The organism is Sphingobacteriaceae bacterium (assembly GCA_016715905.1).
Lineage (GTDB): Bacteria > Bacteroidota > Bacteroidia > B-17B0 > Aurantibacillaceae > Aurantibacillus.
This window is the reverse complement of sequence record JADJXI010000020.1, coordinates 462739-489040: the sequence shown is the minus strand read 5'-3', so window position 1 is coordinate 489040 and position 26302 is coordinate 462739. Positions and strand designations below refer to the sequence as shown.

The following is a 26302-nucleotide window of genomic DNA, read 5'->3' as shown; positions in this document are numbered from 1 at the left end:
GATGTAAATCGTCAGCATAAAGTGGACTAAATTTAACTAAAACTAAGAGAGGTTTCCAGAAAACAATAAATTTTATAATACCAAGGAAACAAAGAAAAAACAAACAGCGGAGAACTTTATAAAAGAGATACGTCAAATCAAAAGAACATTTTAGTTCAGAACAAAAATAAATATTGTAATGGAAGCTTACATGAGCTGAGATGCCAGTAGCTGAATTATGCAGGAAGTATTCCATTAACCCATCTCAATTTCTATAAATGGAACAAAGAGTTTTTAAAGCGGGAAAGAAGAGATTATCAGGGGATACAACCAGGAAGCAACCAGTGATGAAGTAGCGGAGCTCAGAAAAGAAAAATCAAAAGCTAAAGGAAACCGTAGCTGATTTAGTATTGCGCCATGATATCGTAAAAAAGCTTGAAAATATTGGAGAACTGCAAAATTCAAAAGTATAGCGAGATTTACAGCTTCCGAAAAACAAGAGATAATCAAAATTGTTGTCCGTTCCGAAATCGGCGTTAATAAACGCTTGCGAAATCGGTTTAAACAAAAGCACGTTTTACACCAACTGGTACAAATCCTATTCCGACAATGGTATTGATGGTTTAGAGCCTTGTAAGCGCACTTCTAACTGGCAGTGGAACACAACACCCGGGGAACAAAAAAAAAAACTTAGCTTAGAGCTTGCTTGTGAGTGTCCTGAAATTATCGTCAAGAGAGTCGCGCAAATTAATCAGATGAACAAATAAATTTTATTTCTGAATCGAGGTTACCGGATTTTAAAAGCAAGAGGACTGATAACAACACCCGAGCATATTTTTTTAGCAGCTAAAGATGAGTTTACAACAAAACAGGATTCGTTCATCAAATGTGGTAAACTGATTTTACTTTACTTTAAAATAATTGGATGGGGTTGGTATTACTTGAGTACCGTTTTAGATGATTACAGCCGTTATGTCAGTACACTGGGAGCTTTGTGCAGGAATGAAAGTGCAGGACGTAAAAAGAACCGTTGACAGAGCAATTATAAAGCAAGAATTGTAACTAAACAACGGCCCAGATTATTATCCGACAATGGTCCTGCGTTTACATTGCAGGCGGAATCCCAAAAACATATTTGAAAGACAATCATGGAATGGATCAGGTACACGGCAGGTGACCCATGTATCCGCAAACGGCAAGATTGAACGTTATCACCGAACAATGAAAACGTTGTGAAGCTTGATAATTATTATTCACCGGAAGAATTAATTGCGGCCATTGAAAAGTTCAAGGAAATTACAACAATGGTCGTTATCATGAGTCTTAAAAAATCTAACGCCTGCTGATGTTTATTTTGGACGAGGAGAACTAATTTTAAAAGAAAGAGAAAAATCAAACAAAATTCATTAAAAAAGAAGGAGGAATATGAAAAAATGAGAAAAATTATGAACATCAAAAACTAACTTAACTTTTAAATTAAACTTAAAACACTTTGTGAAAAGTTCACTTACTTTGACTACATACAATACAATAAACTCGGCAGAATTTAACATGAAAAGGAAAACGTCCAATTCAATTTTTAGAATATGCTGATCATATTTTATATGTGAGAATAAAAGAAGGGGCCGAGCTCACCATTGAATCAATGAAAGAGCAATATGAAGCGCATCAGTGGAATTGGTGAAAACGATAAATATTTCTTGTACTCATTGATGGAAAAAATAATCTATTTATTGTTCCTATTGAAGCAAGAGCATTATGGCAGAACACAATCCACCAAACAGAAAAGCCACTGCCATTGTAAGCAATAAAAATTTGGCTACTTAATACTTGCGAATTTCTACATTAAAGTAAATAAACCTAAAGTTTCCACTAAATTGTTTCAAGATGAGCTAAAGGCCAAACATTGGCTTAAACAAAATTACAGAAAGCCTTAAAGTAAAATATATTACAAATAGCTTATCTTTAATGTTAAAATGGATATGAGCAAACGGAAAAACTGGGTACATGAAATTTTAATTAATGTGCCGTGCACAGAGCCGAAGCCTTTAATCAACTGCACGAAGTCATACTTAAAATTTACCCAAAGGATTTGAGGCCGGCATTAGTTATGGCGGTTTAGGAGTATGTTGTTCCGCACACTATTTATCCCGCGGGATATCATTGTAAACCCAGCGAACCCCTACCCTTTGCCGGAATAGCTTCGCAAAAAAATTCCATTAATTTTATCACATGGGCATTTACACCGATCCTAAATTACAAATGGTTTGTGAGTGAATTCCCAAACACAGTAAACAAAAAATTGGATATGGGTAAAAGCTGTATACGTTTTAAAAAGGGTTTGACGACATCCCTTTTTAAACTCGTTGGAGAACTCATGAAAAATGAGTACTAAAAAGACTGGATTGCCAAATAGAGGCGGCATTTAATCCCAAAACCAAGGTTTAAAAGTAGATGTTAGAAGTTAGGAAGTTAGAGGATTAGAAGTTAGAGTTAGAAGTTAGAAGTTGAAGTTAGAAGTTAGAAGTTAGAAGTTAATTTTATTTATTAAAAAAGCATTATTGTAATTGTTGAAAATAATTTATTTAATAATTTCATTTTTATTGATTTGTCAGAGCTGCTATTGTCAATCTGATTACCCCTTAAAAGAAATGAAGAGTTTAGAAAATCCGGGAAATTTAAGAATGTATATTTACAAAAGCGGAAAAAGACAGCACTAAAATTCCCTTAGTAGTAATGCTACAGGTTGCGGAGAAAATGCCAATGCCGTTGCAGAATTAAGCGGATGGAATAAACTGGCATATTTAAATAATTTTATAATGTTGTATCCGCAACAAAGAGGCGCTAATAACCCCAATTCTTGCTTCAATTGGTTTTTAAAAAGATATTGAAAAGGCAGCGGGGAAAACGAATCTATTTTTGAAATGATAAGTTTACTCCAAAAAAAATACAATGTAGATACTACTCAAATTTTTATCAGCGGACTATCCACCGGAGCAGCCATGAGTATTGTGATGAGCGCAACTCATCCACAGCTTTTAAAAGCGCAGCCGTATTTGCGGGCGGCGCATATGCAAAATCGGCAACCAATGCCTTTCAGGCGGTAAAAGTAATGCGGGAGGAAATGTGAATTATTCGATACTGCTTTAGTTAGATTTGTAAAAGAACAAAATCCTAATTACACAGGTGCTTACCCCAAATTAATTATTTATCATGGAATTAATGATGGCGTGGTTGATTATAGAAATAGTAAATATCTTGTTTCACAATGGGCGGGTTTACATCAAATAGATACTATTGCAGATAAAGAAACAAAAGCTTATGCCGGAATAAAAGATATTACTAAATGGGAATACAACAATGCATTGGGAGAAAACAAAATAAATTTATACTTGATTAATAATTTAGGACACCGTTTAATGGTGAAGCCGGGCAAAAAAGAAGATGAAGGCGGTAACACCAGCATCTTTGGAATTGATAAAGGATATCACTCCACTTATCATGTAGCCAAGGAATTCGGGATTTTAAAAAAGGATAGTTTAGAAAGACAATAAATTGAATGTTTAATTCCCACCAATGGAATTAAATATTGAGTTACCGGAAATAGCAATACCTCAAAATACTTTTGTATTAAATTCGATTCATGCCTTTTTAATTCCACAAGAGTATTCACCGGAACGTATAATAGACACATTTAATTTCGGTGTCAAAAACGTTGAGCAATTTTAGAAACAGGATTAACAAATCCATTACGGTTAACAAAAAAAATTAAACCGAAATGAAAATTGCGTACTTTATTTTGGATGTTTAGTAGATGGTGTAGCTGAGCGTATTTTAATTTAACTGAATCTATCTCCAAGGATAATCAATCCAATAATTCTAATTTAGTTATAAACTGCATGGAATTTGATCTTAATTTCCATTTTGAATACCAGTAATCCATCGGGTTCAAATACATTCAAATGTGGAGTTATAAAATTTATTGATTAACGATTCAACACCTTTTCACCTTACAATAGTATTAAATTGTATATTTACTATTACGCAATAATAAATACTTTATAAGATAATGGTTTTAGAAATAATAAATTTTGTAGTGTTCCTTGTTTACATTTTTTTATTGTACAAAATATTTGCACACTTTCAAAAATTTTCCATATCCATACTCGCCATATATTATGTAGTTTTTGTTTTGCTTGGCCTGTGCACATTATATATCACCTTTATTCTTGCATTTTCCGGCGCATTACCAAATCATTATGTTGATGATTTTAATTTTAAATTAATTTATGATTTGGCCCTGGTAATCGGTTTTGTTAATTTATTCCTTTCCATTGCCGGCATCATTATACTTATTGTAAAACAAGTGCAAGCCAAAAGAAAAAAGTATGAATCCTAATATTTTTTATTCTGCTATACTTGTTCTTCTGGTGTTTCATGTGCATGCACAAGGTGATATTGAACATATCAAAAATCAGGACTATCTGAAATACAAAAACCAGGTAGATTGCAATAACAAGGCTGGCGACAATTTATCGGAAAGAATTTGCGCCAATTTATCTTTTCAAAAATCCGATTCTATTTTAACTCAAGTATATGATAGTTTATTATGGATTTCCCGAAAACAAACACCATAGAAAGTTTAACCGATAAACTCATTCGATTACAAAAAACATGGCGAACATTTCGCGATCAGCATTGCAAAATAATTTACGATAGTTATGCTGGTTGCGGCGGTTGTCATATACGTGCCATCTCCTATTTATTTTGTTTGCGGGAATTAACCGATAACAGAATTGTAGAATTAAGAAATTTGAAATCACATTTATCCGAAAAATAAAAAAGCCCGAATCATTGCTGAACCGGGCTTTAAGTTTTTAAATGATTTTAATTATTCCTGAATGTTCACTTTTTTATTGAGGATTCCTTTTTCATTAATCATTCGTAAATTATAAATTCCAATTGGTAAATTCGAAATATCTAAACTTCCTATATTCTTTTCATCACGCACCACAACACCCTTCATGTCTATTAATTGTACATTCCCATCTGAATTTCCAAACCATTGCAAAGTGCCACTTGCCGGATTCGGGAAAACACGCACGTCCTTTAAAGTAGATTGATTTGCAGAAATTCCTGCAATCAATGCTTCTTGACTCATTTTCATTTCGAAACTTTTAGTAACCACTGTTCCGGTAGTTTCTGTAGTGTATGCATACTCAACTATACCTTCTTTAGACAAAGAACTGTAGTACATATATCTCTTCTCATCAATTTGAAAAGTGTTGGTACCGGAAGTAACAGTTAGTGAAACCGTTTGAATCACTTGAAGGCAATTACTATGTGTCTTTGGTCCTGGTAATATTACTGTTCCTACTCCAGTTGCACTATAACTAATAGTTCCGCTTGCGCCCATTACTAGTGTTCCGTTGCTTAGCGCACCGCTTGCCGCATCACTACCTGAACTGCCTAAGCTAACCGGCCAAGTAAATAATTGAGCCGTATTGGTAAAGCTTAAAATTTCCGGCCCAACAGGCTTGTAAAAGCCATTAAATTCCATCGTACCGCTTCCAACAGTCATGAATTCAACTTCAGTTGTTCCGCTTGATTTTGCTAAATCAGCACCCGGAAATAAACTGGCTGATGGGTGTGCAGAAACAGAAGTGTAAGATTCGGTATAAGCAGAAAGAGTAGTAGTTAAATTAGAGAAATCCCAGACCTGTCCGGTACCTGTGGCTTTTGGCACCACGCCGGTTGAGTCGTATTCTTTTAATGTAACCAAATCACCAATAGTTGGGCAATTAGCCGCCTTGGTTAAAGTAAGCTGAGCTTCTACATCGGTAAAAGCAAACAACCCCATAAATAATAAGTAGATCTTTTTCATATGATTAATTTTATGTTAACTAAGTTATAAGAAAACATCAAATAAATAAATGACCGCAATCATTTTAACAGGAATTATTCATCACTAATTCCATTTAAATTTATCAATGAGTTTATATCCTATAATTTTGAAGAATTTATAGGAAGACGCCGAAAATAAAACTAAACCTTTTTTCGTTGAGCCATACCAACCTGATTAATCATTCCTCCTGACTTAGGCTCATGCAAAGTTGATAATTGGTTCGGTTATGGAATTTCTATTGCACATTAGATTGTTGAGATAAGTTAATTGCGAATATCAAATAAAAAGTAAGAGGCAAAATATTAAGAATTTCGTAAATTGCAAAAAGGATTTAACAAAACTATTTCTTCCAATCATGTTTAAGCTTGCCGTTTCTTTAGTGTTACTTTTTACTTTCAACCTTGGCAATGCTGCAGCTGGAATCTGGCTTTTGGAAATAAAGTATACGCAAAACGGAAAAAGTCAAAAAGCCTTTGTGGTAAATGCACAAACTACCGAAGATTATTCAAATTACATTGGTAACGATTCACTTTTTGAAACTGCATTTCGCAAAAACTTCGGGCAAACAGATTCTCTTGCCATATATTCCCAAATAATAGATCATGAAAAATTAGCCAAAGCCGTATCTTTCCCTATGCACCCGTTTCATTTAAGTGAAAAGCATATTCGTTATATTCATCTCAGTCAAATTAAAAACATTAGTCTAAAAAAAATTTGGGTGAAAAATGATTACCACATTGAAGTACTAAGCCCACTGCAGTATACTGACACCCTTTGGTTAAAAAAGAAAGGAATGATAGAATACCCTATAGGCGACGAAGTGGGCTGCAGATTGGAAGTACATAAATTTAGTGCCAAGGAAACTTACAAAGCGGAATTGAAACAATTTTGTGATTTGTATCTACGCAAAGAAAAATTAATTGATTCAGAAAAAAAGCAATACAAGAGGTTACTGAAAAAATTGAAGACGAAAAAAATAATTGTAGTTGAATTGTGTGGTTGTTGATATGCCGTTAAATTAGATTATATTTGATTGCACGATTATTACAATTAAAACACATCTACAAGTAAGCATTAAATATAAATCTTAAACATTTTACGTCATGAAAAATTACATTTTAGTTATGGTTATCGTTCTTTTAGGCTCCTGTAACAATGATAAAAAAACATCTAACTGTCCGGAAACACCAACAGTGAAGGAAAACCCCTTTCCTGAAAAAATTAAATTTCCCTCATTAGATAGTTTAACGGTATTCGCCAATTTATATCACTATAATGATTCCGCTCCTGTTATTGTATTATGTCATCAGGCCCGCTACAATAAATTTGAATATTCGGGTATTGCCCCAAAGTTACACAAACTGGGTTATAATTGTTTAGCAATTGATCAACGATCGGGCGGCGGAATTGTAGAATCCATTAATGAAACAAATAAAGAAGCGTTGAAATTAAACAAAGCCGTAGATTTTTTAGATGCTGAGCAGGATATTATTGCAGCTGTAGAATTCGCAGCTAAAAAATACAAACAAAATGTTATTCTGTGGGGAAGTTCTTACTCTTCGGTACTTTCACTTTATACCGCCATTGATCATAAAAATGTTCGTGCAGTAATTGCGTTTAGTCCCGGCGACTATTTTCAAAAAGAAAAAGGATCATTAACCGAAAAAATTAAAACTTTTGAAAAGCCCATGCTGGTGACTTCCTCTAAGGAAGAAGCACCGGAATTAAGCGCTATGTTAAAAGATAAAAAACTTGGTGTAAATCAAATACAATTTATTCCGGATTCAATCGGTCATCACGGATCTAGAGCTTTGTGGGAAAGTTCCAATAACAATGAAGAATATTGGAAAGCTATTTTAAACTTTCTGGAATCTTTGAAAAACTAAACCTTTACGCCAATAATTAATACATCATCCACTTGCTCCAAGTCACCTTTCCATCTTTGAAACAATTGATGTAAATGTTCTTTCTTTTCGTTGCAATGTAAATCATCAATTAATAAAAGTTCTTCTTTCAATCTTTTGTAATTAAACTTTTTTTGTTTGGGACCACCAAATTGATCGCAATAACCATCTGTGAAGGCATAAATCTGATCGCCTTTTTGCAATGCAATTTCCTGTTCAGTAAACGGAATATGATCTTTCATGTGTTTACCTACAGGCATGCGGTCGGATTTATATTGAATAAGCTCAGGCTTGCCATTTACATTTCTCACTAGCCATACATTATTATTTGCCATGGCAATATTCATTTTCATGTTTTTGAAATCAAAAACAATAACGCTGGCATCCATACCATCTTTTCCACCTTCATCACTACCATCTTCGGCTAATGAAGAAATAATTCGGGTTCGGGCATGATTCAAAATTGCGGCCGGGCTGGCTAATTCTCGCTCATTGATTGCTTCATTTAAACAAGATATATTAAGCATACTCATCATGGCACCCGGAACGCCATGACCGGTACTATCAGCTGTAACAACAACAAACTTTCCGTCTTTAATCGGTGAGGCAAAATAAAAATCGCCACTTACAATATCCTTGGGCTGAAAATAAACAAAATAAGAGTATAAATTTTTGCTGAATACATGGTCACTGGCGAGCATGGCGCTTTGAATTCGTTTCGCATAATTAATTGAATCTAGAATTTCAATTTGCTTTTGTTCAATCAATTCCTTTTGTGTTACAATTTCTGCCGTACGCTCTTCAACTGTACGCTCTAATACTTGTTGTTGCAATTTTAATTGACGAGTACGAATATTATTGAATCCGATAACTACCACAAAAAAAGCAAGCACATAAGAAGCATAAGCTATAGGATGGCGATACCAAGGTGGTAAAACCTTAAAAGAATAGGAAAACTCTTCGCTCCATTTACCGGAAACACCAATAGCTTTCACTTTAAAAACATAATCGCCATTGGTAATCTTATTATAAAAGGCTTTGTTTTCGGAAGAAACAGGACTCCAATCTTCATCTTGGCCAACCAAAATATATTGATACATTATTTTTTCCGGACCACTCCAATCAATGGCACTAAATTCAAATTCAATTTGACTTAAGGCATAAGGAATGGTCATATCCTTTGGATAGTTGTAAAAATCAGAGATTTTCTCAAATTGGATTTTTCGTAAATTCTTTTTTTCCTTTTCACCCACATGCATATCCATATTTATTTTTTCAGGATCATTTAAAGCATGAAAATCAACAAAAGATTTTTCAAACTCAATATTGTTGAGTTGTATTACCGGTGTAATTTCAGGTTCTTTAAATTTATTTAAATTCAAATTCGTTAAAGCTTTTCCATTTCCCCACCAGATTATATTTTTTTGATCTATATGTACCGCTCCATAAAAATCATTTGCTTTTAATCCATCGGCCGTTGTGTAAACATGAACTTTATATGGTCCATTTGTTTTTTTAATGTAATTCAATCCGTGTTCGGTACTTATCCAATAATTACCTTTCATATCTTGGGTAATCGATCGCACAACATTATTACTTAATCCTTCATTTACTGTGAATTTAGAAATATCCGGATTTGCTTTGTCCAATGTATTTCCTTTTATAACATTCACTCCTCTTCCATCCGTACCAACCCATAAATCGCCGGAGGAATCCTGAAACAGGCAAGCTATATAATTACTATTTAATCCGTTTTCTTTGGTGTACCAGGTAAAATTTTCACCATCGTATTTACACAATCCGCTACCTTCAGTGGCTATCCAGATATTTCCGGTTTTATCTTCCAATATGGCCGGCACAATCGCATCACTTAATCCTTCCTCCTCCGGAAAGGAAATAAACTTTCCATCTTTCATACAACAAATTCCACTCTCATCGGTGCCAATCCAAAGACATCCTTTTTTATCCTGGCATAGGCTCAATACATAATCACTCACTAATCCCGAATTTTCAGTATACCATTCAAAGTTTTTACCATTATATTTTAAAAGACCATTGTTTTCGGGCACCAACCAGAGGTTATCCCCTTCGACTACTGATGCTTTTAATCGATTAGACGGCAAACCATCACTTTCACCATAATGATTAAAATTATTCCCGTCATAAGTTATTAAACCATCGCCGTAAGTTGAGAAAAATAACTTTCCATTTTTATCTTCACAAATTGCGCGAACTGTGTTTTGTCCGAAGCCCTCTTTATTGGTGAAATGAGAAAAGGAGGCGTTATTGAATTTACAAATACCGCCGCCTTTGGTAGCTAACCACAAATTTCCATTATTATCTTCTGCTATAGATAAAATATAATTATTAGTTAATCCATGTTCTGTATTATAAATTCTAATTTCATGACCATCATACATACACAAACCTGCATCATAGGTTCCTAGCCATAAATTCCCTGTCTTATCCTGATGAATAGAAATGATGCAATCACTACTTAATCCTCTTTTTTTTGTAATGTATTTAACGGTTTTTCCGTCATAAATATTTACCCCGCCATCATCAGTCGCAAAATAAATTAAACCCTCCTTATCTTCATAAATGTCATGAATGATAGTACTGTTTAACCCCTCGTCTTCACCTAAAATAAAAAAAGAAGTGCCATTAAAATAACAGGCTCCGCCTCCAGTAGTTCCTATCCAAATATTTCCTTTTTGATCGCAATGTAAAGCACGGATGCTGGATGAAGGTAATCCTTGTTCTTCTGTATATACGGTTAATGAGTTGTTTTCATACGCGTACATTCCGCCACCATTTGTTCCAATCCAGATTTTACCATCCTTACCTTCTAAAAGAGACAAAACAGTAGAATTTGATAATCCTTCTTCCTCGGAAATGGTGTTCATATTTATTCCATCAAAAAAACAAACACCTCCACCTTCGGTGCCAAACCAAAGATTTCCTTTACTATCTTCCAGCATACAAAGTATGTTATCGTTACTTAATCCATTTCGGTTATCGAAATTAAAAAAAGATCTTCCGTCGTATCTGCACACTCCCGAACCGTTAGTGCCAATCCATATATTTCCGGTTTTATCCGTCATCACACACTTAAGCGTAGAAGAAACCAATCCCTGATCTACATCCAGGTATTGTATATCAGAAATGGCCGCGTCTTTAAAACGCGGAGGAAGAGCATGTACCGGACGAGAATGCATGCATAATTTTGAATTTAGGCTTATCGAAAATGTTTTGGGTAATTTTAAAGTGTCGGCTCCAAGTTTACGCTCCGGTAAAACTTCAGCAGCAAAAGCCGTTAAATCCTCAACCTGAGTTGTATTTGCATTTGCCGGATAAGCTTGTCCCTTACCCACATTAATCATAACCGGTTTACCAACCTCTACGCTATTGGGTACAGCTTTGTGCGTTTCAACACTTTTAAAAGTTACTTCCTTAACGGATAAACTATCGGCTTTAGAATTATTTGAAGCAGATGGGGCTTGAGGTTGCTTGCAAGCAACAAAAACAATTAAAAAAATTAAAGATATGCGATACATTTTATGTTGGTATAGACACTTAAAGTTAAGAATCTAAATGAAGTACGCAAAATTTATCAGGAGATGGCTACGCCAATGAGCAGCACATCATCAATTTGCTCTACATCCCCTTTCCAATTGCTGAAATTTTTCATTAACACCTCTTTTTTAGTGTGAATGGAAGATTTATGCATATTCCTCAACTCTTCACGCAATCTTTTGGAGGTATATTTTTTTTGTCGGTTTCCCCCGAATTGGTCCGGAAAGCCATCGGTTAACGTATACACAACATCACCCGGCAAAATTTCAAATTCACTTTCACTAAATGATTTGTTACCAGTTTCATGTTTACCCACGGGCATTTTATCAGGCTTAATTTCAAATAATTCTATTCCTTCTTTTAACTCTCTTGTTATCCAAACCGGATTATTGGCTCCTGCAACTTTTATTTTTTTATCTTTTAAATTAAATACAACAATGCTACAATCCATGCCGTCTTTACCCCCATCAACGCTACCATCATCTGCCAAAGAAGTTATTATTTTATCGCGGGCATGATTTAATATGGCTGCCGGACTATATAACTTTCTTTCATTTACCGCTTCATTTAAACAGGCAATATTCAACATACTCATCATCGCTCCAGGAACTCCATGCCCGGTACTATCAGCTGTTGCTAAAATAAATAAATCCTGTTCCGTTCCGTTTTGTTTCGATTTAACCGCAGTTGCCCAGTAAAAATCACCGCTTACTATATCTTTAGGTTGAAATAAAATAAAATAGTCATTAAGATTTTTTTGAAATAAACTATCGCTGGCCAGCATAGCATTTTGAATTCGTTTAGCATAATTGATACTATCTAATATTTCTTTCTTTTGCTCCACTACTATTTTGTGTTCCTTTTCAATTATTTTTTTTGAATTCGCCAATTCCATTCTACTCCGTATTTCTTTATAGGTTAAACGATAACGCGTTCGTATCAAAAAAACACAAAATATGGCAACAGTTAAAGTAAGAAAACCACCGTGAGTTAAAAATTCATCAACGGTAAGCGGACTATAAGCTAAATAAAAAACTACGTTTGTAATTAATGAAACGATTACTATAATCAATGAATAAATAACCTCCCAAAGCACAAGCATACCTACACCAATAAACAAAGCGATATAGGCAAAAGCATGTTGTTGCAAATGCGAAACATCCATCACACTCCACATGTATGAATTTTGAACAGATATGCCTAATACAAGTGTAAAAGCACAAAAATAAATACTGATGTTAAACTTTTTTCTGAATATCAGAAGGATAAAACTAACGGAAGAAACAACCACACGAAACAACAGAAATTGAAACCAATGGTCGGGTAATACAAAATAATCACTCGCAAACCAGGCTAAATTTAAAATAATACCAACCCAGCAGGCAATTACATGCGCCTTATCGGTTGACCTATTGAATTCATGTACAACTTCAGACTCCTGTATTATTGTATCATTCATAGAAAAGCTAAGGTAAGCTAAAATTACTTAGTTTGTTAACCCAAACAGATTATAACCTTGATGATGGCCATTTACAATCAAAGCCACCGCGTGTTTACCGGGATAATACTTTCGGGTGCTTATCGTTTTGAAAGAATGACTTTTTGAAAACCTTTGTTTTTCATTGGCATTTAAAACACGTTCACTAATGTGAAATACCTTTTTTCCATCGCCGGATTGGCGTTTAAAAACCATTTCATATTCCACCCGAATTTTTACCGGTTTAGATGAATTATTTTCAATAGAAAAACTGAATTCAAGGGTTTTACCCATTTTAATTTTTGCAGAAGAAAGTTTTAACTTGGAAATTTTTAAAGATGTTACATCGTGAGTATCAAATAATTTTAAAATTTCTGAATTTCCTCCCTTTAAAAGCGTTCGGCAGGCATGTTTTAATAAATGATCGGTTAATTCACTTTTTCCCTTCCATTTTTTAGCAACTTGAATGGCCAAACCGGGATGATCTTTTGAAATATCATTTAAATGATTAGCCACAGAGCGGCGAACATAAAGTTCATCATCCGCTCTTAAGTTATTTAATATAGGTAAGGTGAGCTCGGGATTTTCAATAATTTTTTCGAGTTTGAACGACCAGGGTAAACGGGGTCGTGAACCTTCCGATGACAAGCGACGAACATGAAAGTTTTTATCTGATGACCATGCTAACATATGCTCAAAAGTAATATTGAAATCGCTTTTTAAAAATACACGAATGGCAAACTCTGAAGAACCAAATGTTGTAAAATATTTTAAGGCATCTAAAGAAGCCTTTAAATGATTTTTGCCGTAAATTGAAATATAGTCGGGAAAAATCAAATTAGTATAACCCGCTTTTAAATTCGGAATAGTTTTTTTAAATATGGAGATGGTTTTTTCCAAATCCTTCGGCACAAATTCTTGCAATACCACGCTGGTTTTTCTCATGCGTTGATTTAGCTCCAATTCATCTAAATCCTCACAAACGTTTTTAACGAAATCTTTGGTTTTAAACTCGGGGAAATTACTTTTGATAGCCAATCCAAGCTCTTCAAAATAATTTTTGTTAAACCAATTTTTCAGCTCACTCATTTTTTCTACAACTGTTTCAACTGCGCTTCCAATGAATTAATTTTATTTAAAGTGTCGCTTTCTTTTTTCTTTTCCAATTCAATAAGCTCGGGCTTAGCATTGGCCATAAATTTCTCATTCGCCAATTTAATTTGAACTGACTTTAAAAAACCTTTATTATAATCAAGCTCTTTAATTAATCTGCTTTTTTCCTCTTCTGCATTAATATTCATGCTTAATGGAATGTAAAACTCGGTAGAATGAATTAAGAATGAAAATGCCCCGTCTACTTTGTCTTTGCTATAGGAATAGTTTGATAAATTCCCTAAACGAATAACCACCTCATCAAAAAAAGAATGCCTAGCACCTGATTTTTCGATTACCTCTAGTTTTTCTTTAGGCGAAAGTTGTTTTTGCTGACGTAATCCTCTAACCTGGGTAACAATTTCTTTCACTACCTCAAATTGTTGTAGAAGTGAATTGTTAGTAACTTTTAACTTAGGCCATTGCGCAACAATTATACAATCCTTAACATCTCGCTCTTCCAACAAATGCCATATTTCTTCAGAAATGAATGGCATCCAGGGGTGAATGAGTTTTAATAATTCTTCTAAAAAGTAAATGGTGCTCTTATACGTAGAAACATCTATAGGCTTTGCTTTTCCATCTACAAATTCCGGTTTAATCACTTCTAAATACCAGGCACAAAAATCATCCCAAACCAATTTATAAGTAGCCATCAAGGCATCACTCATCCGGTATTTACTATAGTAATCGTTTATTACTTCAATTTGTTCGGCCAGTTTATTTTCAAACCATTTTACAGCCGCATCTGAAGCTGCAGGTTGTTTCACTTCGGCACATTCAAATCCTTTAATTAATCTAAAAGCATTCCAAACTTTATTGGCAAAATTTCTTCCCTGTTCACAATACGATTCATCGAACATTAAATCATTACCCGCAGGCGAACACAACAACATGCCCACACGAACACCATCGGCACCATATTTCGCAATTAAATCCAAAGGATCGGGAGAGTTACCCAATTGTTTACTCATTTTTCTTCCTTGTTTATCGCGTACAATGCCGGTTAAATAAACATTTGAAAAAGGTTTTTTGCCGGTGTATTCTTTTCCGGCTATAATCATGCGCGCCACCCAGAAAAATAATATTTCGGGAGCGGTAACCAAATCATTCGTTGGATAATAATATTTTAAATCGTTGTTTGCCTTATCCCAACCGTTTTGAATTATTTTAGCATCAAAAACAGTTAAAGGCCATAACCACGAAGAAAACCAAGTATCGAGCACATCTTCATCCTGTTTAATTTCATCAATTTTTAATTCGGGATTCTTAATTTTTAATTTTTCAATGGCTTCTTCTTTTGTTTTGCATACCACGGTATTTCCTTTTCCGTCGTACCAGGCCGGAATTCGTTGTCCCCACCACAATTGTCGGCTAATGCACCAATCATGCACATTTTCCATCCAATGCTTGTAGGTGTTGATGAATTTCTCGGGAATTAATTTTACTTCGTTGCTCAACACTGACTCCAATGCAGGTTTACTCACCTGATCCATTTTTAAAAACCACTGCATCGATAATTTGGGTTCTATCACGGCGTTGGTTCTTTCACTATGGCCCACTTTGTTTTTAATTTCCTCTATTTTTTCTACCAATCCCATTTCCTGCAAATCGGCAATAATTTTTTTACGTGCAGCAAAACGATCCATACCAACATAAGCTTCTGCGGCTTCGCTAATGGTTCCGTCGGCATTAAGCGCATCAATTACCGGTAATTTATGTTTTTGTCCGAGGTTAAAATCATTAATGTCATGAGCAGGCGTAACTTTAAGGGCTCCTGTACCAAATTCTTTATCAATGTACGTATCAAAAATTAAAGGAACCTCGCGATTCACAATAGGAACAATAATAGTTGCATTTTTATATTGTACATATCTTTCATCTTCCGGATGAACACATACTGCGGTATCGCCCATAATTGTTTCGGGACGCGTGGTGGCAATGGTGATGAATTGATCTGTATTTTTAATTTTATATTTTACATATACCAGTTTACTATTACTTTCCTTGTAAATTACCTCCTCATCACTTACTGCTGTTAAACCTTGTGGATCCCAATTCACCATGCGTACACCTCTGTAAATATTTCCTTTTTTATATAAGTCAATAAAAACGTCGATTACGGCTTCGCTCATATCAGCATCCATGGTGAACTTTGTTCTTTTCCAATCACAACTAGCTCCTAATTTTTTTAATTGTTCAAGAATTATTCCACCATATTTTTCTTTCCACTCCCAGGCATATTTCAAAAACTCATCTCGCGATAAATCACTTTTTTTAATTCCTTTTTCCTTTAACAGATTAACCACCTTCGCTTCAGTTGCAATGCTGGCATGATCTGTTCCCGGAACCCAACATGCATTAAAGCCTAACATACGCGCTCGACGAATAAGTACATCTTGAATGGTATTATTCAACATGTGTCCCATATGTAAAACACCGGTAACATTAGGAGGTGGAATCACAATGGTATATGGAGTACGTTTATCGGGGACAGAAGTGAAAAAATCATTTTCTATCCAATGTGTGTACCATTTATTTTCTGCTTCCTGCGGATTGTATATTTTTGCAATTTCCATGTGCAAGTTTAACTTATTTTAATTGTTAAATTTCGTAAAAATACTGAAACAAATCTAAGTATGTTATATCTTTATGGCACGATTTTAGCAATCATCAATTTAAAAAAAGAATTATGAAAAAACTTGTATTTACAATCAGCTTGGCTTTAGGTTTAACCTTTTTTGCAAATGCTCAGGAAGGGCACTCGGCAAATGATGGACATAATCATGGAGCTACCTCAACTGCAACGGCTCCTCCGGCCAGTTTAGCGGATATTAAAATGGACAAAACCACACATGATTATGGCACCATTAAACAAGGCGCGAATGGTGAATGCGAATTTAAATTCATTAATAACGGTAAAGAACCTTTAGTAATTACCAATTGTGTTGGTAGTTGCGGATGTACTGTGCCTCAGTGTCCTAACGAGCCTGTATTACCGGGTAAGGCAGGAGTTATTAAGGTGAAATATGATACACAACGTGTTGGAGGTATTTACAAAACAGTAACTGTAAATTCCAATGCAAAAAGCGGAACTGTTACTTTGACTATCAAAGGGAATATTGAAGCTAAACCAACTGATGTTGCTTTTCCTGAAAATACTCCGGCTACCGGCGCACCTACTGAGAAAAAAGGTTAATATTTAATCTTTTCTCATTAAAGGAATAATTTTTGATACACTAACCGAAAAAGAATACATGAAAAAAACAGCCTTATTAGCATTTGCTTTGTTGTTGAGCATTTTCACAACCTTACAAGCTCAAGATTCAGTGATACCTAATCCGGATCCAAATGCGCCGGATATGAAATTTGAATCGGAAGTTATTGATTTCGGTAGTGTTGAATATGATTCAAACGGATTACGCGAATTTAAATTCACCAATGTGGGTAAAACGCCTTTAACCATAACTGCAGTTACTGCAGAATGTGGTTGTACAGCTACCAGCATAGATGGTAAACAGGGCTGGCCAACAGAACCTATTTTACCCGGAAAAAGTGGTGTTATCAAAATTAAATACGATACTAAACGGGAAGGAAGATTTGAAAAAAATGTAACGATTTCTTCCAACGCAAAATACGCTACTAAAAAAGTTAAAATAAAAGGTGAAATAAAGGCTAAACCTTTAGCCGGCGAATAATCACCTTAAACCTCCATTTAAATCCTTCGAAAAATTTCGAAGGATTTTTTATTTAAACTCATGAAAACATTCTTCCTCCTTCTTTTGCTTATTTTCTTTAACAGTTTTGCATATGCACAACCCAAACTTAAAGTACTTGACGCAAAAAAAAATTTCGGAATGGTTAAAAAAGGAGAAGTAGTTAAAATAGATTTTGAAATAAGCAATATCGGTAACGAACCGCTTTTAATCACCTCTGTTGACATAACATGTAGTTGCACCACTGCGGAATTTGATAAAGCGCCGGTATTACCTGGGAAAAATACTATTATTCGCATTCTATTTAATACCCAAACCGTTTACGACCGACAAGACAGAACTGTATTAGTGCAGAGCAATGATAAAAATGGTCCGTATAAATTAAGGTACAAGGGCGTTGTATTAAACAAAAAGTAATTTAATTTCCGATTTGCCTATACATTTCCGAAACTAAAATTGAAGCGGCCATGGCTGCATTTAATGATTCTGTTCCACTCGATCCATGCGCTGGTATTTTTACTTTTGTATTAATGAGGGCAATATTTTCTTCAGAAATTCCATTGGATTCATTCCCTATAACCAGTAATCCCTTTTCGAATTTCACTTCATACATCGACTCACCATTAAGCACAGCTCCATAAACCTTATTGAATTTTTTTTCAGCTAACAATTGATTCAAATCCGTATAAATAATTTGCACACGCATAAAGGCACCCATACTGGCCTGTATCACTTTTGGATTATAAAAGTCACAGGTTCCTTTCGAGCAAAATAAAGTTTTAATCCCGAACCAATCGCATAAACGAATTAATGTGCCAAAATTTCCGGGATCCCTGATCTCATCCAGAAAAACGGAAACATTAGTTAATTGGCTGTCTTTTAATTCAACTTGCTCAAAATAATTACAAATTGCAAGCACCTTATTTGGAGTTTTTTGTAAACTCAACTGGCCTAGCTCATGCTCACTCACTTCGGTTAGCTCTAAAGCATTGCTCTTTAACAACGTTGCGTTTTGATTTAAAAAGTCGGGTAAAGCAAACAGCGCAACCACGCATTTGGCTTGTTGTTGCAATAATTCCAAAACTGTCTTCTCACCTTCTACAACAAAACAAGCCAACTCATCTCTTCCTTTCGCTGTGTGCAAATACTTAATTTGTTTTAAACGAGACTTACTTATCATAATAATTTAGGCTAAATTAGTACAATTTATCAAGTAGTTTTTGAAATTATTTCGAAAAATAAAATTTTCAAAAAACAGCATTGTTTTTTTAATTGTTTTGGCATTTATTATGTTGAGTCAATCCTGCAATATCAGTAAAAAATTAGAACCCGGCCACTACATCGTTGATAAAATTGAAATCGAGAATATTAAAGAGACCAATATTGAAAAAGATATTTTTTTGAGTTACATCCGGCAAAAACCTAACCGCAAATTATTCCGTACTTTCCATTTTTACGTTTGGTGGTATAATCTTTTTGACCAAGAAAAAATTAGTCGCAAAAAATTCGCCCGAAATGAAAAATATGATGTAATTAACGCCAAACGCATAAAGAAAAATGAAATTAAAAACGAAAAGCGGGAAAAAAAAGGTAAAGCGCCTAAAAGCCCTAAGTTAAAAGATAAAGAGAGTCTAATTTTCAAAGAAAGTTTAAGAGATATCGGTGAAGAACCTGTTATCCTAGATTCTTCCGCTACAGAACAAACCCGTCAACAATTAGCCAAATTTTTATTCAGCAGAGGTCATTTTAATGGGCAGGTTAAAGATTCCGTTCAGTTAGATAAAAGCGGGAAATTGGCTACCGTGCGATACATATTACTTCCAAAAAAACCTTACACCATTGGTAAAATAACCTATCAAATGGATGATGAAAAACTGGGGCAACTTATTAGAACAGACTCTATGAATTCTATTTTAGTAATTGGTCAAAAATACAATACAGAAAATTTGATTAAAGAAAGGCAACGCCTAACCAGTCTCGCTTTAAATAACGGTTATTATTATTTTGAAAACGCTTATTTAAATTTTGATGTTGATTCAGGTTTCGCCAATAATACGGTTTCTATCAATATACACTTAAAAAAATTCTCACGTCCGTTTAGTTCCAGCAATGATTCTATTGTATTAGATAATCATGTTAAATATAAAATCGGAAATATTTATTTTATTCCTGAACCGGTACCCGGCAACTTAAGAGAAGTTTATTTTAAGGATACGCTCAAAGTGAAAAATTCTGATGTTGTATTTTTGCTTAACAACCCTATGCCATTTCGCCCTTCTGTGCTACTTGCCAATATTGATATTAAATCAGGCAATTTATTTCGAAAAGATACAGCTGAAATTACGTACCGCGCTTTGTTGGGCTTAGGAATATTTAAAAACGTAAATATTCAATTTTTTAAAAGCAGAGATTACCGTAGCCGATTAGATTGTTATATTATTTGTAATCCGCTCATCAAACAATCTCTTACAGCTGAAACGGAAGGAATTAATACTTCAGGAAATTTGGGGGTTGATGGCAGCTTGGTTTATCAAAACAGAAATTTTTTTAAGGGAGGGGAATTAGTTGAAATAAAGTTACAAGGAGCTTTAATAGCACAACAACCCCTAACCGATGACGAACAGAGTACAGATATCACTGAAATTCGTAATACATTTAATACTTTGCAATTCGGACCTGAAGCTTCTTTTTCGGTACCTCGTGCATTCTTTCCCTTCTCGCTATTCCCATTCAGAAAAGAAATGGCACCTCATACTTTTGTGCGCAGTTCATTTAATTATCAAAATCGTTCGGAATTTGACAGAACCATTACGGATATAGATTATGGTTTAAGTTTTAAAACACACCAAAATCAAATACGTCATGAAATTATTCCTCTAGAAATCTATTTTGTGAATTCAACTTTTAAAGGAAATTTTGAGTCTGCCTTAAAATCACTGAATGATGCGTTTTTATTTAATTCGTTTGTAGATCACATTACCACTGCAACCCGATACGCACTCACGTATTCTTCCAAAGAAAATTCAAACACCAGCTCCAAACCCGTTAGTTACCTTCGGGTAGGTGTTCAGTCTTCTGGTAATATTCTCCGCCAGGCATTCTCCATGACCGGTAGAACAAAAGACAGTTTAGACCGGTTTTTAATTTATAATATACCCTTTGCGCAATTTCTGAGAGGGGATATCGACTATCGGATTTATATTCCCATTCGGAAAAAAAGTCGAGTTGTATATCGTTTGTCCGGTGGAATAGGAAAACCATTAAAAAACTTAAACGTATTACCCTACGAGCAAAGCTTTTTTAGCGGGGGGCCAAACAGTATTCGTGCCTGGCGAGCTCGTACCTTAGGCCCGGGCGCTTATGACCCTACAGGAAGTTCAACACGCTTTGATAAAATTGGAGATATGATTTTAGAAGGTAATATCGAATACCGATTCCATATTATTAAATCACTAAACGGGGCGCTATTTGCCGATGCCGGAAATATTTGGAGATTACAGCCCGACCCTACCAAACCCGGAGGAGAGTTTTTAGTTGACCGTTTTGTAGATCAGATAGCAATGGGTGGAGGTATTGGAATTCGTATGGATTTAAGTTTCTTTGTACTCCGGTTTGATTTTGCTGCACCCTTGCGAGACCCTAAATATGCGGTTGGAAACAGATGGACTTTTGATAAACAACCTTGGAAAGAAACTATTGTGAATTTTGGAATTGGTTATCCGTTTTAATGAAATGAAAATAGCAGGTTTTACCATAATAAGAAATGCATTACGCTACGATTACCCCGTGGAGGAAGCCATTCTTTCTATACTACCCATTTGTGATGTGTTTTATGTTGGTGTTGGAAACAGTGATGATGATACCCGAAAATTAATTGAGGAAATAAAATCAGATAAAATAAAAATCATTGATACAATTTGGAATGATAGTTTACGCGAGGGAGGCCTGGTACTTTCAGAAGAAACCAATAAAGTATTTGATGCCATTCCAACTGAATTTGATTGGTGTTTTTATATTCAAAGTGACGAATGTGTTCATGAAAATGATTTAAATACCATAAAAGTTGCTGCGCAAAAATACAAAGACGACCCTCGCATCCAAGGCTTGCTATTTGAATACAAACATTTTTACGGACAATACAATTACGTGGGCGCAGGCAAGCGCTGGTATCAGCATGAAATCAGAATTATTAAAAACAATAAAAACATCCGTTCCTTTAAAGATGCTCAGGGATTCAGATTAAAATCAGGAGAAAAACTGATAGTAAAATCCACAGGAGCGAATATTTATCATTACGGTTGGGTAAAACCTCCGGAAGCTCAGCAAAACAAGCAGGAAAATTTTCATAAAATGTGGCATACCGATGAGTGGATGGAAAAAAATATTAAAAAAACTGCACACTTTGATTATTCTGAGATTGACTTATTAGTAGAATTTAAAGGAACGCATCCCAAAGTCATGGAAAAAAGAATAGCTAATGCTAATTGGAAATTTCATTATGATCCCTCCAAAGCAAAATTTAATTTAAAATATCGTTTTCTTTTTTTAGTGGAAAGATTAACAGGTTGGCGAATTGGTGATAATAAAAACTATAAACTTATCAAATGACAGAAAAAAAACATTGGTTTGAAGATTGGTTTAACTCACCTTATTATCACCTACTTTATAATTATAGAAATGAAGAGGAAGCCGCTGATTTTCTTAATAATCTGAGTGCAAATTTAAATCTGAAACCAAATGCAAAAATTTGGGACCTGGCCTGTGGAAATGGAAGACATTGCTTCTATTTAGCTAAAAATAATTATTTAGTAACCGGAACTGATCTTTCTCCGGAAAACATTCAGTCAGCCCTTAAAAATAAAACTACCAATTGCGAATTTTACACGCACGACATGCGCAATTTGTTTCGCACAAACTATTTTGACTGTGTTTTAAATATATTTACCAGTTTGGGTTATTTTGAGAATGAAAAAGATAATGAAAAGGTGTTTAAAGTTGCCTATGATTCGCTCAAAAAAAATGGTTTATTTGTGGTTGATTTTTTTAACAAAACAAAGGTAATGCAGCAGCTTAAATGCGAGCATATTGAACACCGCGCACCCATTGATTTTTATATTTCTAAAAAAGTAGCGCACAATAGAATAAATAAAACCATTAAATTTGAAACAGAAGGCAAAACATTTGAGTTTACTGAACAAGTTTCTTTATTTGATAAGGCAGACTTCGAAAATTTTGCCGCTAAGCGCAACTTTAAATTAATCAATACTTATGGAGATTATCAACTGAATGTATTTTCTCCAGAACATTCAGAACGTTTAATCCTCGTCTTTCAAAAATAAAATGAATACAACCCTGGCCATCATACTTTTAATCAGTCCCATTTTAATTGCGGGCGGAATTGCTTTTAAAACAAAAATAAAACCCGATAATTTAAGATTACTATTGGCTTTAAGCGCTGCTTATCTGTTTTCAGTATCCATTATCCATTTGTTACCTGAAGCCTATGCCGCCACACCCGAAAACAGTTCCTCCTTAAACGTAAAATTAATTGGCCTGTTTATTGTTCTTGGATTTTGTTTACAATTAATCATTGATACGTTTAGTACCGGAATAGAACACGGCCATGTTCATTTACACAGTCACGATTGTCATAATCATTTACCGGCGGGAATTATTGTTGGGTTATTTTTACACTCTTTTCTGGAAGGATTGCCACTTTATAATTACAGTGAGGCATCCAACGAATATCAGGGCATTAATCACCAGCTTATTTATGGATTAATTATTCATAACATACCCATTTCTATAGCTTTTGTTTTATTACTGAAAGAACACGAGAAAAGCAGCGCCAAAACTATTTTATACCTTGTTTTGTTTTCGGTGATGACACCCCTGGGATTTCTATTCAGTTACGTGATGCAGTCTATTGGAATAAATGGATATGCAGAGTACAGCAAAGCAGCTTTTGCTTTAGTTATTGGTATATTTCTTCATTTATCAACCGCCATATTATTTGAAACCAGCGATCATCACAAATACAATGTAGCCAAAGTATTAATGATGGCAACGGGTATTATTTTAGCCTACTTGATTAGTTGATGGAGAAAATTACTTTATTTACGGATGTTATAGTGCCCATGAATATTCCGGCAAAATTCACGTATCGTGTACCGGAAGAAATGAATGAAATGGTTGTGCCCGGAAAAAGAGTATTAGTTCAGTTTGGTAAAACTAAAATTTATACCGGTATCATTTATAAAGTTCATCAAACTGCTCCGACCGAACGTACGGCAAAATATCTCGACGCCGTGTTGGATGACTTCCCGATTGTAACCGAAACTCAACTTAAATTCTGGGATTGGATTTCTTTTTATTATTGTGCGGCACCGGGTGATGTGATGAACGCCGCCTTACCTTCCGGATTAAAATTAAGCAGCACCTCTACACTGCAGTTAAATCCCGAATTTAATTTTGAAGAAACTGAACATTCATTTTTTACTGACAGGGAGCACGAACTTTTAGATTTATTGCACCTCAATGAAAGTTTAAGTTTTGAAGACGCGGCTGCCCATTTAAAAATAAAATCGGCGCACCCTATCATTCATAAATTAATTATTAAAAATGCCATTGTAGTTTATGAAGAAATAAAGGATAAGTATAAACCTAAACTGGTAAGCTATATACAACTTTCAGAAGAATACAAGCCTGAAACCAAACTTAAAGAGGTATTGGATCAACTCGAAAAAAAAGCATTCAAACAAGCCGAAGCTCTGCTCCTCTATTTTAAATTACAAAAGGAAGATGAACTGAATAAATGGATTAAAAAATCAGCACTCACAAAATCCATCGACAATAGTGCTTTAAATGCATTAATTAAAAAAGGTATTCTAACAGAGGAGCATTTTGAAACCGGTCGCTTACTTTTTGAAAAAGGAAATACAGAAGATAAAAAATTAAGTGAAGCACAACAAAACGCTTACGAAGAAATTCAAAAGCAATTTTTAAATAAAAAAACGGTTTTGTTGCACGGCGTTACAGGCAGCGGTAAAACCGAAATTTACATTCAACTGATTAAAGATGCGCTCCTTAAAAATCAGCAAATACTTTATCTGGTTCCTGAAATTGCTTTAACCACGCAGCTTATTACTCGTTTGCGCGCCGTTTTTGGCGAATCGGTGGGCGTGTATCATTCCCGTTTCAGCGAAAATGAAAGAGTGGAAATCTGGAATAATATTTTAATCCCCCCTAAAAATCAAGAGGAAAAACAGTATAAAATTATTATTGGTGCACGTTCAGCTTTGTTTTTACCCTATCAAAATTTGGGTTTAATTATTGTCGACGAAGAACATGATGCTTCCTTTAAACAACACGATCCTGCTCCCCGTTATCATGCACGCGATGCCGCTTTGTATTTGGCAACTATACACCAATCAAATGTTTTATTAGGCAGTGCAACACCCTCTATTGAATCTTGGGTAAATTGTAAACAAGAAAAATATATAAAAATAGAATTGCCCATTCAATTTGCCGCAAAAGGGGGCACACAAATAGAAATTTACGATACTAAGTTATACCATGCCGCCAATCAAAATAATTCTTCTTTTACACCACCTTTATTTGAAGCGATCAATTTATCTTTACAGAACAAAGAACAAATCATCCTTTTTCAAAATCGCAGAGGCTTTGCCCCTTATACCGAATGTAAACAATGTGCTTACGTGCCCCAATGTGTGCAGTGCGATGTTTCCCTCATCTACCACAAACAAAATGAAAAACTAACTTGTCATTATTGCGGTTATACCACTGCTCCGCCTTCTGTTTGTCCTTCTTGTAACAGTCCGCATTTGGTATTGAAAGGCATGGGGACAGAAAAAATAGAAGAAGAGGCGGCCATTCTTTTGCCAAAGCTAAAATTGCACGCATGGATTTAGACAGTACCCGCAGTAAATACGCCTACAAACAATTAATTGATGATTTTGAAAATGGGGAAACTGATATTTTAATCGGGACGCAAATGGTTACTAAAGGATTGGATTTTCACAATGTGGGATTGGTTGGTATTTTAAATGCCGATTCCCTATTAAATTTCCCCGATTTCCGTTCCTATGAAAGAGCCTTTCAAATGATTACGCAGGTAAGAGGAAGAGCAGGACGGGGAAATAAAATAGGAAGAGTAATTATTCAAACCTCCCGACCTCAGCATATCGTATTGGAAAATGTAATTGAAAATAATTTGCCTGAATTTTACGATAAAATTATTCAGGAAAGAATGCAGTATCATTATCCTCCTTTTTCGCGTTTGTTTGAACTGGATGTGATTGGTAAAGATGTGAATGAAGTAAATCATTTAGCGCAGGAACTTTTAAATTTATTGCTGCCGCACTTTGGAAAAAATATTTTAGGGCCCGAATTTCCGCTGGTATCTCGCGTTCGCAACTATTACCACAAATTACTTTTAATCAAAGCTGAAAAAAATATAGCTTCACTTGTTATTCGTAAACACATTACGGAATCCATCAATGAACTTCACCTTAAATACAAAAAATGGAATTTCAGAGTGCAGATTGATGTAGATCCGGTGTAGTTTTTATAT

22 protein-coding genes and 1 pseudogene are annotated in these 26302 nt (G+C 34.8%); 17 read left to right on the top strand and 6 right to left on the bottom strand.

All coding sequences use genetic code 11. From position 1 onward, the window contains the following. The first annotated feature begins 2720 nt into the window (after positions 1–2720). From IPM51_17480 to IPM51_17455, 6 genes and pseudogenes are all read left to right on the top strand, one after another. A pseudogene (locus IPM51_17480) lies at positions 2721–2870 on the top strand (hypothetical protein). A gap of 33 nt (positions 2871–2903) precedes the next feature. Beyond that, positions 2904–3086 carry a hypothetical protein gene (locus IPM51_17475; protein MBK9286089.1) on the top strand — a complete coding sequence of 61 codons (183 nt, stop codon included), beginning with the start codon at positions 2904–2906 and terminating at the stop codon, positions 3084–3086. Positions 3087–3209: 123 nt separating this feature from the next. Then, positions 3210–3533, top strand: coding sequence for a hypothetical protein (locus IPM51_17470; GenBank protein ID MBK9286088.1), 324 nt, complete (start codon positions 3210–3212; stop codon positions 3531–3533). A 566-nt stretch (positions 3534–4099) separates the two neighbouring features. Next, positions 4100–4378, top strand: a complete 279-nt coding sequence (locus IPM51_17465; GenBank protein MBK9286087.1) for a hypothetical protein — start codon at positions 4100–4102, stop codon at positions 4376–4378. Beyond that, positions 4368–4616 (top strand): hypothetical protein, encoded by a 249-nt coding sequence (locus IPM51_17460; protein ID MBK9286086.1) that lies wholly within the window; start codon positions 4368–4370, stop codon positions 4614–4616. Before IPM51_17465 ends, IPM51_17460 begins: the two co-directional genes overlap by 11 nt. Next, positions 4589–4819, top strand: coding sequence for a DUF1311 domain-containing protein (locus IPM51_17455; GenBank protein MBK9286085.1), 231 nt, complete (start codon positions 4589–4591; stop codon positions 4817–4819). Before IPM51_17460 ends, IPM51_17455 begins: the two co-directional genes overlap by 28 nt. Before the next feature lie 51 nt (positions 4820–4870). Here IPM51_17455 and IPM51_17450 read toward each other — a convergent pair whose 3' ends face one another. Further along, on the bottom strand, positions 4871–5863 hold the full coding sequence (locus tag IPM51_17450; protein MBK9286084.1) for a T9SS type A sorting domain-containing protein: 993 nt from the start codon (positions 5861–5863) through the stop codon (positions 4871–4873). A 376-nt stretch (positions 5864–6239) separates the two neighbouring features. Here IPM51_17450 and IPM51_17445 point away from each other — a divergent pair, with 376 nt between their 5' ends. Next, a complete protein-coding gene (locus IPM51_17445; protein MBK9286083.1) occupies positions 6240–6890 on the top strand; it encodes a hypothetical protein in 651 nt (216 codons plus the stop codon). Positions 6891–6987: 97 nt separating this feature from the next. Beyond that, the gene (locus IPM51_17440; GenBank protein MBK9286082.1) at positions 6988–7770 is read left to right on the top strand and encodes a hypothetical protein; all 783 of its coding nucleotides are present in this window, start codon (positions 6988–6990) and stop codon (positions 7768–7770) included. On the opposite strand, the gene IPM51_17435 is transcribed toward IPM51_17440, so the two are convergent. The 4 genes from IPM51_17435 to IPM51_17420 are packed head-to-tail and all read right to left on the bottom strand — an operon-like array spanning position 7767 to position 16572. Continuing rightward, positions 7767–11345, bottom strand: a complete 3579-nt coding sequence (locus tag IPM51_17435; protein MBK9286081.1) for a SpoIIE family protein phosphatase — start codon at positions 11343–11345, stop codon at positions 7767–7769. The genes IPM51_17440 and IPM51_17435 overlap by 4 nt on opposite strands. A 56-nt stretch (positions 11346–11401) precedes the next feature. Beyond that, a complete protein-coding gene (locus tag IPM51_17430; protein ID MBK9286080.1) occupies positions 11402–12823 on the bottom strand; it encodes a SpoIIE family protein phosphatase in 1422 nt (473 codons plus the stop codon). Positions 12824–12850: 27 nt separating this feature from the next. Beyond that, complete coding sequence (locus IPM51_17425; GenBank protein ID MBK9286079.1) at positions 12851–13930, bottom strand: DNA alkylation repair protein; 1080 nt, start codon at positions 13928–13930, stop codon at positions 12851–12853. 5 nt (positions 13931–13935) lie between these two features. Next, positions 13936–16572, bottom strand: coding sequence for a valine--tRNA ligase (locus tag IPM51_17420; protein MBK9286078.1), 2637 nt, complete (start codon positions 16570–16572; stop codon positions 13936–13938). Positions 16573–16685: 113 nt separating this feature from the next. On the opposite strand from IPM51_17420, the gene IPM51_17415 reads away from it, so the two are divergent. Genes IPM51_17415 through IPM51_17405 form a run of 3 tightly spaced genes read left to right on the top strand, consistent with a single transcriptional unit; the run spans position 16686 to position 18126 of the window. Continuing rightward, complete coding sequence (locus tag IPM51_17415) at positions 16686–17192, top strand: DUF1573 domain-containing protein (GenBank protein MBK9286077.1); 507 nt, start codon at positions 16686–16688, stop codon at positions 17190–17192. Positions 17193–17250: 58 nt separating this feature from the next. Continuing rightward, the gene (locus tag IPM51_17410; protein ID MBK9286076.1) at positions 17251–17691 is read left to right on the top strand and encodes a DUF1573 domain-containing protein; all 441 of its coding nucleotides are present in this window, start codon (positions 17251–17253) and stop codon (positions 17689–17691) included. A gap of 60 nt (positions 17692–17751) precedes the next feature. Beyond that, positions 17752–18126, top strand: coding sequence for a DUF1573 domain-containing protein (locus IPM51_17405; protein MBK9286075.1), 375 nt, complete (start codon positions 17752–17754; stop codon positions 18124–18126). 1 nt (position 18127) lies between these two features. Here IPM51_17405 and IPM51_17400 read toward each other — a convergent pair whose 3' ends face one another. After that, on the bottom strand, positions 18128–18889 hold the full coding sequence (locus IPM51_17400) for an RNA methyltransferase (protein ID MBK9286074.1): 762 nt from the start codon (positions 18887–18889) through the stop codon (positions 18128–18130). Between the two features lie 40 nt (positions 18890–18929). Here IPM51_17400 and IPM51_17395 point away from each other — a divergent pair, with 40 nt between their 5' ends. Genes IPM51_17395 through IPM51_17370 form a run of 6 tightly spaced genes read left to right on the top strand, consistent with a single transcriptional unit; the run spans position 18930 to position 26293 of the window. Continuing rightward, complete coding sequence (locus tag IPM51_17395; protein MBK9286073.1) at positions 18930–21437, top strand: BamA/TamA family outer membrane protein; 2508 nt, start codon at positions 18930–18932, stop codon at positions 21435–21437. Between the two features lie 4 nt (positions 21438–21441). Next, positions 21442–22317, top strand: a complete 876-nt coding sequence (locus IPM51_17390; GenBank protein MBK9286072.1) for a glycosyltransferase family 2 protein — start codon at positions 21442–21444, stop codon at positions 22315–22317. Then, on the top strand, positions 22314–23048 hold the full coding sequence (locus tag IPM51_17385; protein ID MBK9286071.1) for a class I SAM-dependent methyltransferase: 735 nt from the start codon (positions 22314–22316) through the stop codon (positions 23046–23048). The genes IPM51_17390 and IPM51_17385 overlap by 4 nt, the downstream gene beginning before the upstream one ends. 1 nt (position 23049) lies before the next feature. After that, on the top strand, positions 23050–23808 hold the full coding sequence (locus IPM51_17380) for a ZIP family metal transporter (GenBank protein ID MBK9286070.1): 759 nt from the start codon (positions 23050–23052) through the stop codon (positions 23806–23808). Further along, the gene (gene priA, locus IPM51_17375; GenBank protein MBK9286069.1) at positions 23808–25640 is read left to right on the top strand and encodes a primosomal protein N'; all 1833 of its coding nucleotides are present in this window, start codon (positions 23808–23810) and stop codon (positions 25638–25640) included. The genes IPM51_17380 and priA overlap by 1 nt, the downstream gene beginning before the upstream one ends. After that, complete coding sequence (locus IPM51_17370; protein ID MBK9286068.1) at positions 25631–26293, top strand: hypothetical protein; 663 nt, start codon at positions 25631–25633, stop codon at positions 26291–26293. Before priA ends, IPM51_17370 begins: the two co-directional genes overlap by 10 nt. Positions 26294–26302 lie beyond the last annotated feature (9 nt).